We start from the raw sequence: 17,720 nt of genomic DNA, 5'->3' as shown, positions 1-17,720 counted from the left end.
GCTTAAGCCAGGTCAAAATGGGAAACTGCCCCTCTTATATCCAGGTATTAGTCGTTATGTCCGGTTTTATATCCTACGCCTCGTACGGTGAGCACAATTTGAGGGTTTTCCGGATCCTTTTCAATCTTGGCGCGCAAACGCTGCACATGCACATTTACCAAGCGTGTATCAGAAGCATGGCGGTAGCCCCACACCTTGCCCAGCAGCTCTTCGCGAGTGAATACCTGCTGTGGCTTGCGAGCAAGCTCCAAAAGCAGATCAAATTCCAGCGGAGTGAGGGAGATTTCTTCCTCGCCACGCTTGACGGTATGTCCCGGGACGTCAATCGAAAGATCCCCGACCTCGAGGATTTCACCGGGTTCTTCGACGGTGGCACGCAGGCGAGCTCGGATTCGAGCTACCAATTCCTTTGCCTTAAATGGCTTGTTCACATAGTCATCGGCACCGGATTCCAAACCGAGCACCACGTCAACAGTGTCGGTTTTGGCGGTGAGCATGATGATTGGAACGGCGGAATCTTGGCGGATGGAGCGGCAGATATCAATACCGTTCATGCCGGGCAGCATCAGGTCAAGCAGGATGAGATCGGGTTGCTCACGCACGGCGGTTTCTACAGCGAGCGCTCCGTCGGTGACGGCAACGGTGTCAAAACCTTCGGCGCTGAGCACGATGGTGAGCATTTCTGAGATTGCGGGATCATCATCAACGACGAGAATTTTCTGCGGCATGAGATACCTTCCAGCTAGTCGGGGTTATTTAATACTACCCAGGAACTCGATGATTCTTGTGGCAACTTGGCCGGGATCTTCCTCGGGGGCAGCCACGATCCAGGGTGATTGCCAGTTCTGCGCCGCTAAGCGGCGATATTGCGCAGCGGTGCGCTCCTGTAACCCGGAGTCGGATTCATAACGGTCCCGGGTGCGCGCGGCATCGAGTGCTTCTCGACGTTTTGCTCTTTCCTGGGCCAGCTCAGCGGGGGTATCTAACAACACTTGGAGCGCTGGGCGCGGCAAACCTAGCCGGCCGAATTCAAGCTCAGCCACCCACTGCGTGGCGGCGTCGTCAAGCAATCTAGCGGCGGTATATGCCGCATTGGAGGCAACATAGCGGTCGAGTAACAACAACCCGGGGGCGTTTAACTGCTCGAGGGCGCCATGGCGGTCCAGCGCAAAAAGCGTGGCCATGCCATAGGCGCTATCGGTTAAATCGCCCATGCGCCCATGCAAGGCCTCATTGGCCAATTGCGCGTGGATCGAGGTTTCATAACGTGGAAACGCTAGGACTTGTGCCTCGATTTTTTCGGTGAGGGCGCGCACCAGGGTGTTTTTACCGGCACCATCGATGCCTTCAATGCTGACAATCATTAGTAGCGGTAGTGCTCCGGCTTGTATGGGCCAGCTACATCAACGCCGATGTATTCTGCCTGCTCCTTGCTGAGCTCGGTGAGCTTGCCACCAAGAGCTTCAACGTGGATGCGTGCGACCTTCTCATCGAGGATCTTTGGCAGACGGTAGACCTCATTCTCATACTGGCCATCGTTTTGGAAGAGCTCAATCTGAGCGATGGTCTGGTCAGCGAAGGAGTTGGACATCACGAAGGATGGGTGTCCGGTGGCGTTGCCAAGGTTCAGCAAACGGCCTTCAGAAAGCACGATGATGGAACGACCGGTGGAGAAGGTGAACTCATCAACCTGTGGCTTGATGGTGGTGCGGATAACGTCATCGCGGTGCAGCAAGGAGTGCATATCGATCTCATTATCAAAGTGACCAATGTTGCCCAGCAGTGCGTGATCCTTCATCTGCAGCATCTGCTCAAAGGAAATGATGTCCTTGTTACCGGTCGCGGTGATCACGATATCGGCGTCTGCAATTGCCTCATCAACGGTGACCACGGAGAAACCGTCCATAAGTGCCTGCAGTGCGTTAATTGGGTCAGCTTCGGTGACCTTCACGCGAGCGCCCTGGCCGTCAAATGCCTCAGCGCAACCCTTGCCCACATCGCCATAACCGCAGACGAGGACGTTTTTGCCACCCATGAGCATGTCGGTAGCACGGTTGATGCCATCGATCAGGGAGTGGCGGGTGCCGTACTTATTATCAAACTTGGACTTGGTGACAGCGTCGTTGACGTTCATTGCTGGGAAAGGCAAAACGCCTTCTTCTGCAAAGTGGTAGAGGCGGTGCACACCGGTGGTGGTTTCCTCGGTAACGCCCTTAACGGACTCTGCAATCTTGTCCCATTTGCCTGGCTCTGCTGCCAAAACCTCGCGCAGCATGCCCAAGAATGCAATGTACTCATCGGAGTCATTGGACTCAGGCTGTGGAACGATGCCGGCCTTTTCATATTCGCGGCCACGAATAACAGCCATGGTGGCGTCGCCGCCATCATCAAGGATCATGTTTGGAAGCTCTTCGCCCCAGCTGAAGATCTGGTTAATGCACCACCAGTATTCCTCCAGGGATTCACCCTTCCAAGCAAATACTGGGACACCCTGTGGATCTTCGACGGTACCTTCACCAACAACAATGGCAGCAGCAGCTTCATCCTGAGTGGAGAAGATATTGCAGGATGCCCAACGAACCTCTGCACCTAGTGCGGTGAGGGTTTCGATAAGCACGGCGGTCTGGACAGTCATGTGGATGGAGCCTGCAATGCGGGCACCCTTCAATGGCTGCTCCTCTGCATACTCCTTGCGCAGCTGCATCAAACCTGGCATTTCGTATTCTGCGAGGCGAATTTGGTGACGACCTGCTTCTGCGAGGGAAAGATCGGCGACCTTGAAGTCCTTAACCGTAGCCATATCCTGGCGTGCTCCTTAAAGAAAATGAGAAAAACTTTCGACGCGCCCTACTCTACCTGGCTTGGGCGTGCCACCTGCGTTGCGCTCTATTGCCCAAAGGCGGCGCTTTTAGTTGAGGGCTTCCAAATAAGCCTCGAGGTCATATTCCACATCGGCTTCTTCCAACACACGAGCTGCTGCTGCGCGCAGGGTCTCAGAACCCTCGCCGATGAGCTCACGAATGAAGGGGTAACTTTCCAGTACCTGGCCGGCGGAATATGGTGCGCCGTAGATGATGGCGCCGATGGTGGCGGCTGCCTGACCATTAAGGATTTCATCCTCAGTGGCCTTGTCCTGGTTGATAATCAGCAAACAAGCATCTTCGAGAGCTTCAACGATGTCGTCGGTATCTAGCTCTGCAATTTCATCAAGGAAATCTACGTTGATTTCCTCAGTGAGAATTGCATCGTCCCATGCACCCATTTCATGACCTTTCTTAAAAAACTTCTTAGAAAAAACCTTATGCGGATTGTTAGTTTATGCGCGCAGTTTCAGAGATTTTCTGCCGATACCCTATCAAAGCAGAAAGCTGAGAAATCTCAGTTTGCTAACAGCAAGGCCGACAGCGCAAGCATGGCTTTTACCTGCGGTTTTCCCTATAGGCCTATCCAATACTGCCAAGACATGCTAGCGTTTGTTATTAACTTGTTACTTTACTTTTAAGACAACCAATCACCTATGGAGGCGAATCACGTTGAAATCTGAGACTTTAAAAGTTCTCACCTTCATCGTTGTTGGCTGTCTTGCTGCCACCGTTTTGGGTGTGATCGTCTGGAAATCTTCGAGCCCCAGCCGACTCACCACTGATATTGCCATGTCTCCCACTACGTCTACCACCCAAACGCTTGCACATTTTGATTCCCCAGGTGAGACAGAGACTCCCGCCCAGGCACCAGACTTGAAAAATCAAACTCTGGCAGCGATTGATACTGCTGATCCTTATCTTCCTCCGAATGCCTATGTGCGTCCAGGGGGAAATCAGGCAGGCACCCCAAACACCAATCTCAATGGTGAGGGCACGAATTATGAGCCTACTGAGCCAAATGCGACCAGCGCAGCTGCTCAACCTGGTACCAACGCGCAGTTGCCATCCACCGCAGCTACAGCACCTAGCCAAGTACCTGGCGATTCTGGTTCCCCACGAGATAGCGCAACCCCTCCGAGTACCACGGTGCCAAATGTCACGGTGCCGCCAGTGGAAACACAGCCTTCACCGGTGGATCCGGTAACTCCGGTCGAACCAGTTCCTACTGATACTCCAGAGACCAGCGATCCAGAAGATCCCACCACTCCAGAGACGTCGATTACCCCAGTGGAAACAACAACCCCTGAGACGAGCGATCCGGTAACTTCCCCTACCCAAACGGAAGCTCCGGCAACGGAATTTGTGGAAGAGCCAACGGCTCCGCTGAATCCGAATCAGCTCTCCCCCGAACCTACTGCCCCATAAAAATAAACCCAGCACTTAGCTGGGTTTATTGGGTGGCACCCACAGGGGGCGCCGTCGACAAGCGTTTAAAAGTTTTTATACGCGGGCGAGGAAAAGCTCGGCGCTCTCAGCGGATACTGCCACCTCGGGGTCAGAAGCTGGGACCCAAGCCGCGGTACCTGGAGTTAGCTCTACTGTGTTATCCCCGCATTGTAAGGTTGCGTGACCTGCGGTGCACAGCACAATCATGGGGCCATCATGATCCGCGCGAGCAGCACCGGCTACATCAAGGCGATCGAGCTGGAACTCATCAATTGGCACTTCATAGTGGATTTCATCGCCCTTTGGCTCAGGGACAACAGATGCATCCGCCAAAGAATTGAAGTTCAACACACGCACCAATTCAGGCACATCAACGTACTTGGAGGTCAAACCGCCGCGCAGTACGTTATCGGAGTTGGCCATGATTTCAACGCCAAGGCCGCTGACATAAGCGTGCAGGTTTCCGGCGTCCAAATAGAGGGCTTCGCCTGGCTTGAGCTGGTAGTAGTTGAGCAAAAGCGCGCCCAAAACTCCCACATCGCCCGGGTAACGATCATTCAAATCCATGACATTGCGCAAAATTGCCACGAGTTCTGGATCCGCATCGGCTGAATCGCAATAAATTTGAGCAGCGCTCATCAAAGCATTAATTAGCTCATGGCGCTTGGATACTGGGATGGTAATCCACGTGGTAAAAAGCGCACGCAGCGATTCTGCTTCATTAGAAACCGTGAGCATACTGCGATAACGGTTAAGTTCCTCGCAGGCCAAAACATCAAAAATGGCCAAGGTACGAGCCAAAGGACGGAAACCTGCCATGGCATTAAAGTCCGTGAGCGCAACGATGAGCTCTGGCTTGTGGTTTGGATCGCGGTAATTGCGATCGGGCGCATCTACGTTAATGCCAGCAGCGTTCTCACGCGCAAAACCTTCGCGGGCTTGTTCCAAAGAAGGATGTGCCTGCAAAGAAAGTGGTGCATCGGCTGCCAAGATCTTAAGCAGGAATGGCAATTCCCCGGCGAATTTTTCTGCCACGCGAGCACCGAGGGCAGCCTCGGGATTTTCTGCAATCACGCGATCCAGGGCAACACCATTAACGGTTGAAGGTGAGCCGGGGTGCGCGCCGAACCAAATTTCTGCTTCGGGGCGGGCTGCCGGGGCATCTTCACCCTTGAGCTCCGCAATAAGGGTGCGTGAGCCCCAGGGGTAGGCACGTAGCGAGCCGTCCAATAGCTCCATTTACAAATCCTTTTCCTTAACCGAATAAGTAGTGGCTGCCTGTCCGCGCGCTAATAAGCGCAGTGCGGAGGCTAGCGGCCCTTTGCCAGGCCCATCGCATTGTTGCGCCATGGCATCGGGAATTCCGGGCTCATCTGCGGCCCAGACAACAGCCCTAAACGGTACCACTTCTGGAGTGTCATCTAGGAATGGGTCATAAAAAATATCGTGTTCCCCGCTTTGATCCCCACGCAAATCCGGCAAGGAAACAACCAATTCGGGATAGTCCAAAGCTCCGGATATCAGACCGCGCCGACTCCACAAAGGGGCCATAACGTTGGCTATTGCTAACCCAAGCTCGGAAACGCCGCTGTGAATCACACGATGGCCTTCCGCCCAATTACGCAACATTCGGCCTGGATTTACAAGTTCATCACGTTCTGGCGAAAGTGCCTCAATTTCCTCATCCACATATCCGGCCACATGTTCCAATCGCGCGGCCACAATATGCGGATCCTCAGCAAAAAGATCAATAATTGTGCTTATCGACGCCACAACGCGGGCGGGCGAAAGGCCCGCAGCGGTGGGCAACGTGGGTGGGACGATGGTATCTGCGGGGACTTCCTCAATTAAGGGGCCAACTGAGGGACCTAATAAAATGCTGGTCACACCACGTTGTGACGCCGTGATAAGAGCCTTGAGGGCCTCTTCATCTCCACCATCATCAGTAACCACCACCAGCACATCAAGGGCGCCGATATAACTAGGCAAGGTGGCTGTAATCACCAAAGGCTGGCGCAAAGGCGCATGTAAAGCTTCCACTAAACGGGCACAGCTGCGCGCAATTTCACCCTTGCCTAAAATCACCACACTGCGTGGCTTGAGGCCTTCCAGGGTGCTAAATCCACCCTCCTCAACAAAGCTGCCAATAAGTCGAACTTGAGCCCCTTCCAGGGCGACATCATAAAATCGGACGGTCTCTTGATCATAGGGCGAGCCGTCATAAAAGGAATCCACCACGGGAATCAATCCTCTCCTTCGTTAACCTAAAGGATAGGCAATTCCCGCAGTGTCTGCTTTGGGGGTAAAAACTTAAGCGCGGATTACGCCCAAGATCTCCTCAACCAGCTCTGCCACCTCTTGCTCAGAGGTGCCCTCAACGTTGAGGCGCAGCAAAGGCTCGGTGTTGGAAGCACGCACGTTAAACCAGGCAGGGGTGCCCTTGAGCTCTACGGTGACACCATCGAGGGTGTCAACCGATTCGGTGCGATCAGCAAAAGCTGCAAGCACTGCCTCGGTGCGTTCTTTTTGAGCCTCCGCATTTGCCAAGCGGGAGTTGAGCTCACCGGAAGCGTAGTAGCGGTTGTACTCCGCCATCATTTCGCTCAGTGGCTTGTCCTGGGTGCCCAGTGCTGCGAGTACGTGCATTGCCGCCAAGATGCCGGAATCGGCGTTAAAGAACTCAGTGAAGTAATAGTGTGCAGAGTGCTCGCCACCAAAGGCCGCACCGGTTTCTGCCATCTTTGCCTTAATAAAGGAGTGGCCCACGCGGGTACGTACTGCCTTGCCACCATTTTCCGCGATGACCTCAGGCACTGCCTTAGAGGTAATCAGGTTGTGAATGATGGTGGAGCCGGGCAGCTTCTGCAAGTAGCGCTGCGCCACAATGGCACAAATTGCAGATGGGCTTACAGGCTGGCCCTTTTCATCCACCACAAAGCAGCGGTCAGCATCGCCGTCGAAGGCTAGTCCGATATCAGAACCGGTTTCCACGGTGAACTTCTGCAGATCTACCAAGTTGGCTGGCTCTAGTGGGTTTGCCTCATGGTTAGGGAAGGAACCATCAAGTTCAAAGTACAAAGGTGCGATCTCCAAAGGCAGACCCTTGAAAACCTCAGGAACAGTGAAGCCACCCATACCGTTGGCAGCATCCACAGCAACTTTAAGAGGACGAATGCCCTTGAGGTCAACGAGCTCATTGAGGTAATCGGAGTATGCCTGCAGCAGATCTTTTTCCGTAATGGTGCCGGTAGCACCCTCAAATGCTGGGATTCCAGCTTCAAGATCATCAATGATGGTAGCCAGACCAGAGTCCTGGCCAACTGGGCGCGCACCCTTGCGGCACAGCTTGATGCCGTTGTACTCAGCTGGGTTGTGGGAGGCGGTGAACATTGCACCGGCGCATTCCAAGGTGCCGGAAGCAAAGTAGAGCTCATCGGTGGAGGTGAGTCCCAAAAGCACAACATCAAGGCCCTGGGAGGTAACACCCTCTGCGAAAGCACGGGAGAGCTCAGGGGAGGTATCGCGCATGTCATGGCCTACTGCCACGGTGGTTTCACCTTCGCTGTGCATGAGGCGAGCAAATGCCGCACCGGTCTCGCGGATGAAGTCAGCGTCAATATCAACGCCAACTACTCCACGGACATCATAAGCTTTGATAACGGCAGTTATTGATTCACGGGTACGCATAGATCCTCACCAGGTAGAGAGCACAATAATCTTGGCTATTCTACGCTTTTGTGCAAGGTTCCCGAAAAGTTACTCTGAAAGATCCTCTTGATCAGGGACAACGTAGAGGTGACCCTTTCGGTGCACCCGCTGTTCCGCTACCCGAGCCGAACGATTGACTGGGTGGTTTCCACCCACTTCATCTTCGGAGGAGATCAAACCACTGGCATTTCGGCCGGCTTCACGCACTGCCTGTGCCAAGGCAGTGAGATCTTCATCATCATCCATGCTGATGTCATTGACCCGCAGCATCTCCCAACCAAGTGGCGCAGTAATGCGCGCAGCATGGTGCTCGCAGAGGTCCCAGCTATGGGGTTCTGCAGCAGGGGCCAAGGGGCCGACCACCGCAGTGGACTCCGAGTAGGCATAGGTGAGGGTGGCAACGGCGGGCTTGCCACAACCGGGGCGGGAACAACGACGAAACTGACTCACGAGGCCAAAGTTTAGACCTTTGGTTGAGGTTTGGACAGTTCTATTCGGCGAGTCTCCGACTTTTTGCAGCTCACACTACTTAGAATTTATTTCCATGCACACCAGAACTTTTCGAAATAGGCACGGTCGCGGGTTGCGCGGACCACTATTGCCCAGTGAAGTTCGCCGTTATGCTTCTCGTCGAAAAGTTTTTGACCGCGCCGTCCTTGAGGCCTATGCCCCACTTTATGGTGCCTACCAGCGCGAGCTCAGCAATTTAGATATCGCGGTAGACACCGTGCCGCGCATGCGTCTTAGCGCCGATATGTCGATTCTGCCCGATGAGATCACCGCCGATGGCCCCGTCCCTTTGGGACGAGTGATTCCCCCTGCCATCGATTCCAAAGGCAATCCCACTCGTGCGCGCATCGTAATTTTCCGGATGCCGATCGAGCAACGCACCACCAATGCCAGTGAGCGCCTGGATTTGCTTACCCATGTGCTGACCTCTTTGGTGGCCAACTATCTCAATATTGATCCCCGCGATATTGATCCTGGATTCCAAGACCTTTAAACATAAAAATGCGGGCTCCCTGAGGGAAACCCGCGATCAAAATGTGTGAAATTTTAGGAAACATTGCGCTTAAGCCTGCGACGTTCACGCTCTGATAGTCCGCCCCAAATGCCAAAGCGTTCATCATGTTCCAACGCAAATTCCAGGCATTCGTCCTGTACTGGACACGCCTGGCAAATACGCTTTGCTTCACGCGTGGAGCCACCCTTTTCAGGGAAGAATGCCTCCGGATCGGTCTGCGCACACAGCGCCTGTTCCTGCCATTCTTGCTCTACCGCGCCGAACAGATCATCTAAAGTCATTTCCAGTGCGGTGCGAGTCTGAACTCCGTGGTTTTTTGCAGAAGTATTGCCTGCTGAATCTTCCATGCCTCGCCCCCCTCTCACTTTCCAGGCCATGTAAGTCTGTTCCCATCGGGCGTCGTTGATCCCGAGCGGGTCTAGTTTCTTAGCTGTTTCTTACTTAATAGTGATTACACACGCGCTTAGGTAAAGCCGTCAACCGTTATCGCGAAAATCAATGAAACTTACCTTGTTTAAATCACACTATTACCACCAGTCACAAAACTCGGCCCTTAGGGGTGATTTGTGGGGGTACTATATCTTGTGGTGGGAATAAACTTTGGCACCAATTTAACACTATATCGGCGTGTTCAATTGATTCTAGTACAGACGCTATCCCACATTTCAATAGGTAATGCCAAATGCAAAATGCCCGCTCAAACCTGACAAAACAGGTGGCGGGCACTTGGTGCAGACTGGGCTTTTAGCCCCTAAAAACTCTTATTGATCAGAGGAAAAGCGGATGCCTCCATCAGGAATAACAACTCCTGGGAAAACACGCATTCCGGCATTGAGCTCACAACGAGCACCAACATGAGCACCCTCGCCGATGACACAGCCAGATACTCGAGCATTGGCACCGATCCGTGCACCGGAGGAAATGATGGAGTTTTCAATTGAAGCACCCGGCTCGATGGTCACGCCATCAAAGACCACAGTGTTATCGAGGCGGCAGCCCGCTCCAATTTCAGTACCGCGGCCAACTACGGTGCCGCCCACCAAAATCACACCGTCACGCACACCAGCGGAGGCGTCGATAAGCGCCTCTCCGGTCTTGCCCTCAAGCAAGGGGGAATATGCGATGCCGCGCACGAGGTCGGCGGAGCCGCGGACAAAATCATCCGGGGTTCCCATATCGCGCCAGTAGGAAGTATCCACGTGGCCAAAGACGCGCTTGCCCTCGGCGAGCAACTGTGGGAAAGTCTCGCGCTCTACGGAGACCACACGGCCCGCTGGAATATCAGCAATCAATTGCTTATTAAAAACATAACAACCAGCATTGATCTGGTCGGTTGGTGGATCCTCGGTCTTTTCCAAGAAAGCGTTTACTCGGCCATCTGCGTCGGTTGGCACACAACCGAAGGCGCGCGGATTTTCTACGCGCACCAGGTGCATGGTCAGATCGGCCTCTTTGGTGCGGTGGGTCTCCAGGATCTGGCCGAGGTCAGCACCGGAAAGCACATCGCCATTAAAGACGATGGCGGTATCGTGGCGCAGCTTTTCATAGACATTGCGGATACCACCACCGGTACCCAGTGGCTTATCCTCCACTACATATTCAATTTCCAAGCCCATCTCGGAACCATCGCCGAAATACGCCTCAAAAACCTCAGCCTTAAAAGAGGTACCCAACACCACATGCTTGATGCCGGCTGCCTGGATGCGCGCCAAAAGATGAGAGAGGAAAGGATAGCCAGCAGTTGGCAACATTGGCTTTGGAGTGTTGACAGTCAGCGGACGCAAACGAGTGCCCTTGCCACCTACCAGGATGACGGCATCAACATTCACGCTGTTTTCGGAGGATGTCATATTTCCTATTGTTCACTTTCTTGGATGTAGACAGTGTTTAAAAAAACTCAAAGCTATGTTGCGGGATCTGCAAAAACTTTTAATTGGAAAAGTTTCACAACTGTGTGATCACTCCTCCCCCATTGGGGAAGAGATGTAGCCACATATAAATAGTTTGATTAAAGGTTAGTATCTCCCAAAATCTGGCACTGCACCGGGCAAGAGGAGCCGAACCCAACCCCTAAAGAATCCGCAACAATCTTCAATTAGCTATTAAGCATATATTCCGAATATCAAGTCTGCTCTAGTTTGCGATTCGGTTTTTGGCTTTAGCCACACCCACTGCAACCGCAGCACGGGCTTTCAAACCAACACGCAGTGCCAAACGGATCGGCGCCTGCCACGGTGCAGAAAGCCGATCGGCTTGGAAGCGGTAGGCACTTTCATGGTGTGCGGGCAGCATGTGCTCTGGGTTCTTGCCTGCAACATGGCCCTTGGCGTGCACGATCTGAGCTTGAGGGCAGAAGATATTTTCAAATCCTGCTCGAGACAATCGATCGCCAAGATCGACATCTTCCATATACATAAAGTAGCGCTCATCAAATCCACCGATCTGATCAAAAGCATCCCACTTGATCAATAGGCAGGAGCCAGAGAGCCAGCCGACGGTGCGCTCGCTTTCCATATCGTGATCATCACGGTAGGCCGCAGACCAAGGATTGGATTTCCACACCGAGCCCAACAAAGCGTGTCCAATTCCATTTGCCAAAGTGGGCACCGCACGAGCGGAAGGATAGGCGGAGCCATCGGCTTCACGGATCAGCGGACCAATCGAGCCGGATTTGGGGTGGCGTTGCGCACAATTGATGAGTTCATCAATAGAGCCCGCATCAAAAACCACATCAGGGTTGGAAAGAATGAAGTATTCTGCATCAATCTCGCCAGCATCCCGGCGCGCTTTGATCGCACGAGCAGCCACGTTAACAGCGGTGCCATAGCCAAGGTTGCCACCAGTGGGCAGAAACTCAACGCCCTCGCGTTCCTGTGCAGCTTGTTCGGGCACGCCGTCCACGGATCCGTTGTCAGCCATGATCACTAGAGTGTCGCGATCGGTTGCATCAGGCAGTGAATCCAGGAAGGAATCTAGGTACTTACCTGGCGAATACGTCACAGTAATCACGGCGATGGGTGGTTTAGAATTGCTCACAGCCACTAGAGCTTAATGGGTGGTTGTCCAAAGAAGTACCTGCCACTCCCGACAAGCGTTAAGGAAATCCCTCCTATTTGCCTTAGAATCACTAAACAGTGAACTTTTCACGCCATCTGTACATCTTTAAGCGGTGACCTTTTTAGGAAACTTTTCCGATCCGGCGCAGTGCCTCAGCTAGTCAGCAGACCCCTGCTGCAGAAACTTGCAGCAGTCCCCCTGCCACAAGCAGCCACAAGCAGTCGCAAGCAACTGCAGGCAACAGCCAGCAGCAGCAAGCAGCAGCAAGCGGCCAGCACAGCTCCAGCTCGGAAACAGCGACCTGAAATTAATAAGCCTCCGCCACGAACCATCCTCGAAGGGTTTGCACCTCGTGACCGAAAAGTACCGCCCCGTCCGGGATATTCAAGCAGCACCGGTGGCTGTTCAATCCACCAAACAAGCAGGCCACCCCGCACTAAGAAGCATCATTGCCTTCCTCTCTGTGCTGGTGTTGCTGGTTTCTGGGCTCGGTTATTTTGCCGTCGGCAAGGTTGGCGATGTCGCTAACGCCGGCAACCTTTCCCTCGGCGGCGGTTCCGGCGTCAAAGATGGTGAGGCTGCTGATGGCGCTACCGATATTTTGCTGGTTGGTTCAGATTCCCGTTCTGATGCGCAGGGCAATGCTCTGTCTGATGATGAACTTGCCATGCTGCGCGCTGGTGATGAGGAAAATGACAACACTGACACCATCATGGTGATCCGTGTTCCCAACGATGGTTCTTCTGCCACTGCCGTTTCCATTCCCCGTGATACCTATATTCACGATGAGGAATACGGCAACATGAAGATCAACGGTGTGTATGGCGCTTATAAAGATGCCCGCATTACGGAGTTGACTGAGGAAGGCGCAAGCGCAGACGCGGAGATGGAAACCCGTGCTAAGGAATCCGGCCGCGAAGGCCTTATTAATGCTGTTTCTGATCTGACCGGCGTCACCGTTGACCACTACGCAGAAATTGGTCTGCTGGGATTTGTGCTGCTGACCGATGCTGTCGGCGGCGTGGAGGTGTGTTTGAACAACGCGGTTGATGAGCCTCTCTCCGGCGCTAACTTCCCTGCTGGTCGCCAGACCTTAGGTGGCTCCGATGCGCTTTCTTATGTGCGTCAGCGTCACGATCTCCCCCGCGGCGACCTTGACCGCATTGTGCGCCAGCAGTCTTATATGGCTTCTTTGGTTAACCAGGTTCTTTCTTCTGGCACTTTGACCAATCCTTCCAAGCTCAACGCGCTTGCTGATGCTGTCATGCGTTCGGTCATTATCGATGATGGCTGGGATGTCATGGGCTTTGCCACCCAGCTGCAAAACCTCGCAGGCGGCAACGTTTCCTTCAGCACCATTCCAGTGACCTCTATTGATGGCGTGGGCGACTATGGCGAGTCTGTGGTCACTGTTGATGTGAAGCAGGTGCACACTTTCTTTGAGGATGCGCTCGGCACTGAGGAGCCCGCTCCAGAGGAGAACGCGGGGCAAAACACCGAGGAATCAGCCGCTCCGGCAGAAGACACTGCCAAGGCCGATACTGAAGTTCACGTTCTGAACTCCTCTTATACCGAGGGCCTGGCCAGCGGGATTGCAGCTTTCTTGGAGGAGCAGGGTTACACCATCGCTGAAACTGGCAACGCTACCGAGGGCGTCTACTACGAATCCCAGGTGCTTGCCGCAGAGGCAGACAATGCCCAGGCAATGGCTATTTCTGAAGCTCTCGGCGGACTGCCGATTGCAGTGAATTCTTCCCTCGATGACAACACCGTCATCGTCGTCTCTGCTGGCGATTACGCAGGCCCAACCGCTGTTGCCAACGCTGCCGAAGAAACCACCGCTGTGGGCCAGCCCGGCGCGGATGTCGGCGAGCCGATTGAAAGCCCCGAGTTCGATGCTGGTGGCGACGGTCCCCGTTGTGTTAACTAAAACCCCGCTTTTCGACGCCTCCCCGCATCCCACCACCGTGGGCTGCGGGGTTTGGCGTTTTCAAAGACTTAAACCCCCTTTAAGCACAATCTCTAGCTTTTATTTAGGCTTGTGTTTATGGAACTTCTCTCCCACTTGCTTGCTCTTGATCCTGCCTCCCCTCGTTTTACTGTTTATAACGAGTCCACGGGTGCGCGTTTGGATTTCTCCGCCATCACACTTGATAACTGGGCGTCCAAGGTTGGCAATATGCTCCTTGAGGAATTGGATCTGGAAGAAGGATCGCTCATCACCATTGATTTGCCGGTGAGCTGGCAGGCCGCAATGATTATGCTCGGCGCTTTAGCAACTGGCGTTGAGGTCTCTTTTGATGATCCCGAAGCAGATGCCATCTTTACCTCCCTTGATAGATTTTCCCAGTATGAGGGCCATAGTGATGTGCTGATTGTCAGCGAGGATCCTTTTGGTCGTGGCGTTGTTGAAAGTGGCGGTGAATTGCCTAATGGCGCCATCGATTTTGGCCCCACAGTGCGTTTTTATGGCGATCAATTCTTCCATCCCACGCGCGCATTGCCGGAACTGATTAGCTCTGAGTTGCCCGCCGGTTCCCGCGTTTTGTCCACCGGTTGGAAGGATCGTGCAGAATTTGATACCCAGGTTTTAGAGCCTCTAGCCGTTGGTGGTTCGGTAGTAATTGTTGCAGGTCTGACCACCGCTGAGCGCCTGGAGCAGATTGCTACCAATGAAAAAGTGAGCATGCGTCTCTAGCTTTATTCACTTCTTGCCACAAATGTGGCACAGAGCTAGTAATCTAGTTGACCATGGCAACGGTCACATTTGACAAGGTTACAATCCGCTACCCCGGCGCGGAGCGCGCCACTGTCCATGAACTGGACCTAGACATCGCCGATGGCGAGTTTTTGGTATTGGTGGGACCCTCCGGTTGTGGTAAATCCACCACTTTGCGCGCGCTCGCTGGCCTGGAGGATGTGGAATCGGGCAGCATTAAAATTGATGGCAAGGATGTCACCTCGCAAGAACCTGCAGATCGAGACATCGCCATGGTTTTTCAAAATTATGCGCTTTATCCTCATATGTCGGTGGCTAAGAATATGGGCTTTGCCCTGAAATTGGCCAAAACTCCCCAAGCTGAGATCGATAAGAAGGTCAAAGAAGCTGCAGAGATCCTGGGTTTGACTGAGTTTTTGGATCGTAAACCGAAGGATCTGTCCGGCGGTCAGCGCCAGCGTGTGGCCATGGGTCGCGCGCTGGTTCGTAATCCCAAGGTCTTTCTTATGGATGAACCCCTATCCAACCTTGATGCCAAATTGCGTGTGCAAACCCGCGCTGAGGTGGCAGCGCTACAGCGCCGCCTGGGCACCACCACCGTGTATGTCACCCACGACCAGGTAGAAGCCATGACCATGGGCGACCGGGTTGCGGTTTTGAAGGACGGGTTACTGCAGCAGGTCGCACCACCTAGGGAGCTTTACGACGCCCCCATCAACTCATTTGTTGCCGGATTTATAGGTTCCCCTGCTATGAACCTCTTCCCTGCAGAGGGCGCCACTTTAGGTGTACGACCAGAACATATGATGATTGCCACCGACACCCTGCCCGCCGGATTTACCACCATTGATGTGGTGGTGGACATTGTGGAAGAACTCGGCTCAGAATCCTATGTTTATGCCACCTGGCAGGGCAATCGCCTGGTTTCCCGCTGGCCTGAGGGGCCGGTTCCATCCCCTGGCACTCCGCTGAAATTTGCCTACGACCCCGCTACCGCACACCGTTTCGATCCGGTGAGCGGGGAACGCTTAAATTAGCTCCCACACTGAGGGCGGCGTCGAAAAGCGCCTTTATTTGCTCCCTTGTGGGGGTGATTCACATTAAAACGCTGACAAATAGTGTTCTAAGTCATTAGATTGAAGTCAACTGTTGCAAAGAAAGGTGACTTCCCTATGTCCACATTTTCCCGCAAGACCGGCGCCTCACTCGCTGCCACCACCCTGCTCGCAGCGATCGCTTTGGCCGGGTGTAGCTCCGATTCCAGCTCTGATTCCGCAACCTCCAGCGCCACCGAAGGCGCAGACAGCCGCGGCCCCATCACTTTTGCGATGGGTAAAAACGACACCGACAAACTGGTTCCGGTTATTGAACGCTGGAATGCAGCACACCCCGATGAGCAGGTAACTCTCAACGAACTTGCCGGCGAGGCCGACGCCCAGCGCGAAACCCTGGTGCAGTCCCTGCAGGCGGGCAATGCTGACTATGACGTCATGGCACTTGATGTCATCTGGACCGCCGACTTTGCAGCCAACCAGTGGCTCGCACCGCTGACCGGTGACTTGGAAGTAGACACCTCCGGTCTGCTGGAATCCACCGTGGAATCCGCTACCTACAATGACACCCTCTACGCGCTCCCACAGAACACCAATGGCCAGTTGCTTTTCCGCAACACCGAGATCATCCCGGAAGCTCCCGCAAACTGGGCTGACCTGGTTGCATCCTGTGACATGGCAAAGACCGCCAATGTTGACTGCCTCACCACCCAGCTCAAGCAGTACGAAGGCTTGGCCGTAAATACCATCGGATTTATCGAAGGCTGGGGCGGCAGCGTCCTTGATGATTCCGGCGCCGTCACCGTTGACAGTGCAGAATCCAAGGCTGGCATCCAGGCAATGGTTGATGGCTTCGGCGATGGCACCATCTCCCAGGCTTCCCTTGCAGCAACCGAAGAAGAAACCAACCTTGCCTTCACCGAAGGCAAGACCGCATATGCCATCAACTGGCCATATATGTTCACCAACGCTGAAGAAGCAGCAGCAACCGCCGGTAAATTTGAGGTCCAGCCCCTGGTTGGCCAAGACGGCGTAGGCGTTTCCACCCTCGGTGGTTACAACAACGGCATCAACATCAACTCTGAGCACAAGGCAACCGCCCGTGACTTCATCGAGTTCATCATCAACGAGGAAAACCAGACCTCCTTCGCTGATGCTTCCTTCCCGCCAGTTCTCGCGTCCATCTACGATGACGAGGCTTTGGTTGAGAAGTACCCATACCTGCCAGCACTCAAGCAGTCTTTGGAAAACGCAGCTCCACGCCCAGTTTCTCCTTTCTACCCTGCAATCTCCAAGGCAATCCAGGACAACGCTTATGCAGCGCTTAATGGCACCGCCGATGTAGATAAAGCGACCGCTGATATGAAGGCAGCCATCGAAAACGCCTCCAGCTAGGCCTTTCCCTTCACGTTTAACAAGCTCCGGTTACCTTATTCCGCATTTGGTGGCCGGAGTTTTAGTTATCAAAGGAACCTCATGCCCTCGGAATTCTCCACCTCCACCTTCGGTTTCATCGCCCGCCCACCCGCAGACGTCTATGAAGCTATCGCTAATCCCGAGCAACTTTCACGCTATTTCACCACCGGTGGCGCCCGCGGGCGCTTAATCAGCGGTGATACCGTGACCTGGGATTTTGCCGACTTCCCCGGTGCCTTCCCAGTCCAGGTCGTGCAGGCTACCGAGGCCGAAAAGATTGAGTTGTTGTGGGGCGAGGAAGGCGATCTGCATACCGTCACCTTTGAGTTTGCGCCTATCGACGAAAAAACCCGCACCAAGCTGACAATCACTGAAAGCCTGGCTGGAATATGGCATCAACCTGCGTGAAGGTTTTTATAAATAGCCTCGGTTGG

The 17,720-nt window shown here is 53.9% G+C and carries 17 protein-coding genes and 1 pseudogene; 7 read left to right on the top strand and 11 right to left on the bottom strand.

Annotated elements, in window-relative coordinates:
• Positions 1–47: 47 nt before the first annotated feature.
• The 4 genes from mtrA to H924_RS03430 all read right to left on the bottom strand — a co-directional run bounded on the left by mtrA (position 48) and on the right by H924_RS03430 (position 3,262).
• Positions 48–728, bottom strand: coding sequence for a two-component system response regulator MtrA (gene mtrA, locus H924_RS03445; protein WP_015650568.1), 681 nt, complete (start codon positions 726–728; stop codon positions 48–50).
• A 24-nt stretch (positions 729–752) separates the two neighbouring features.
• On the bottom strand, positions 753–1,364 hold the full coding sequence (locus H924_RS03440) for a dTMP kinase (protein ID WP_015650567.1): 612 nt from the start codon (positions 1,362–1,364) through the stop codon (positions 753–755).
• Complete coding sequence (gene ahcY / locus H924_RS03435; RefSeq protein WP_015650566.1) at positions 1,364–2,800, bottom strand: adenosylhomocysteinase; 1,437 nt, start codon at positions 2,798–2,800, stop codon at positions 1,364–1,366. The genes H924_RS03440 and ahcY overlap by 1 nt, the downstream gene beginning before the upstream one ends.
• A gap of 108 nt (positions 2,801–2,908) precedes the next feature.
• The gene (locus H924_RS03430) at positions 2,909–3,262 is read right to left on the bottom strand and encodes a hypothetical protein (RefSeq protein WP_015650565.1); all 354 of its coding nucleotides are present in this window, start codon (positions 3,260–3,262) and stop codon (positions 2,909–2,911) included.
• Between the two features lie 271 nt (positions 3,263–3,533).
• Between H924_RS03430 and H924_RS03420 the strand changes: the two genes are divergently transcribed.
• Positions 3,534–4,289 carry a hypothetical protein gene (locus tag H924_RS03420; RefSeq protein WP_015650563.1) on the top strand — a complete coding sequence of 252 codons (756 nt, stop codon included), beginning with the start codon at positions 3,534–3,536 and terminating at the stop codon, positions 4,287–4,289.
• 75 nt (positions 4,290–4,364) lie between these two features.
• Here H924_RS03420 and manA read toward each other — a convergent pair whose 3' ends face one another.
• The 4 genes from manA to H924_RS03400 form a co-directional block, all read right to left on the bottom strand.
• Positions 4,365–5,549 (bottom strand): mannose-6-phosphate isomerase, class I, encoded by a 1,185-nt coding sequence (gene manA, locus H924_RS03415; protein ID WP_015650562.1) that lies wholly within the window; start codon positions 5,547–5,549, stop codon positions 4,365–4,367.
• Positions 5,550–6,548 carry a hypothetical protein gene (locus H924_RS03410; RefSeq protein ID WP_015650561.1) on the bottom strand — a complete coding sequence of 333 codons (999 nt, stop codon included), beginning with the start codon at positions 6,546–6,548 and terminating at the stop codon, positions 5,550–5,552.
• A 72-nt stretch (positions 6,549–6,620) separates the two neighbouring features.
• Positions 6,621–7,997, bottom strand: a complete 1,377-nt coding sequence (locus H924_RS03405) for a phosphomannomutase/phosphoglucomutase (RefSeq protein WP_015650560.1) — start codon at positions 7,995–7,997, stop codon at positions 6,621–6,623.
• A gap of 69 nt (positions 7,998–8,066) precedes the next feature.
• A complete protein-coding gene (locus tag H924_RS03400) occupies positions 8,067–8,468 on the bottom strand; it encodes a DUF3499 domain-containing protein (RefSeq protein WP_015650559.1) in 402 nt (133 codons plus the stop codon).
• Positions 8,469–8,562: 94 nt separating this feature from the next.
• On the opposite strand from H924_RS03400, the gene H924_RS03395 reads away from it, so the two are divergent.
• Positions 8,563–9,021, top strand: coding sequence for a metallopeptidase family protein (locus H924_RS03395; RefSeq protein ID WP_015650558.1), 459 nt, complete (start codon positions 8,563–8,565; stop codon positions 9,019–9,021).
• Between the two features lie 53 nt (positions 9,022–9,074).
• Here the strand turns inward: H924_RS03395 and H924_RS03390 are convergent, their stop codons facing one another.
• The 3 genes from H924_RS03390 to H924_RS03380 form a co-directional block, all read right to left on the bottom strand.
• Positions 9,075–9,389 (bottom strand): WhiB family transcriptional regulator, encoded by a 315-nt coding sequence (locus tag H924_RS03390; protein ID WP_015650557.1) that lies wholly within the window; start codon positions 9,387–9,389, stop codon positions 9,075–9,077.
• A gap of 414 nt (positions 9,390–9,803) precedes the next feature.
• A complete protein-coding gene (locus H924_RS03385; protein WP_015650556.1) occupies positions 9,804–10,892 on the bottom strand; it encodes a mannose-1-phosphate guanylyltransferase in 1,089 nt (362 codons plus the stop codon).
• A 283-nt stretch (positions 10,893–11,175) separates the two neighbouring features.
• The gene (locus tag H924_RS03380) at positions 11,176–12,051 is read right to left on the bottom strand and encodes a glycosyltransferase family 2 protein (RefSeq protein ID WP_029703482.1); all 876 of its coding nucleotides are present in this window, start codon (positions 12,049–12,051) and stop codon (positions 11,176–11,178) included.
• 400 nt (positions 12,052–12,451) lie between these two features.
• Between H924_RS03380 and lcpA the strand changes: the two genes are divergently transcribed.
• From lcpA to H924_RS03355, 5 genes and pseudogenes are all read left to right on the top strand, one after another.
• The gene (gene lcpA, locus H924_RS03375) at positions 12,452–14,029 is read left to right on the top strand and encodes an arabinogalactan--peptidoglycan ligase LcpA (RefSeq protein ID WP_015650554.1); all 1,578 of its coding nucleotides are present in this window, start codon (positions 12,452–12,454) and stop codon (positions 14,027–14,029) included.
• Positions 14,030–14,146: 117 nt separating this feature from the next.
• Entirely contained in the window at positions 14,147–14,797 is a 651-nt protein-coding gene (locus H924_RS03370; RefSeq protein ID WP_015650553.1) for a TIGR03089 family protein, read from the top strand.
• Positions 14,798–14,850: 53 nt separating this feature from the next.
• Complete coding sequence (locus H924_RS03365) at positions 14,851–15,855, top strand: ABC transporter ATP-binding protein (RefSeq protein WP_015650552.1); 1,005 nt, start codon at positions 14,851–14,853, stop codon at positions 15,853–15,855.
• A 135-nt stretch (positions 15,856–15,990) separates the two neighbouring features.
• Entirely contained in the window at positions 15,991–17,265 is a 1,275-nt protein-coding gene (locus H924_RS03360) for an ABC transporter substrate-binding protein (RefSeq protein WP_015650551.1), read from the top strand.
• An 81-nt stretch (positions 17,266–17,346) separates the two neighbouring features.
• Positions 17,347–17,710, top strand: a pseudogene (locus H924_RS03355) (SRPBCC domain-containing protein).
• Positions 17,711–17,720 lie beyond the last annotated feature (10 nt).

This window comes from Corynebacterium callunae DSM 20147, from assembly GCF_000344785.1.
GTDB lineage: Bacteria > Actinomycetota > Actinomycetes > Mycobacteriales > Mycobacteriaceae > Corynebacterium > Corynebacterium callunae.
Note: the sequence above shows the minus strand (reverse complement) of the source record. Positions and strands in the feature narration are given on the sequence as shown.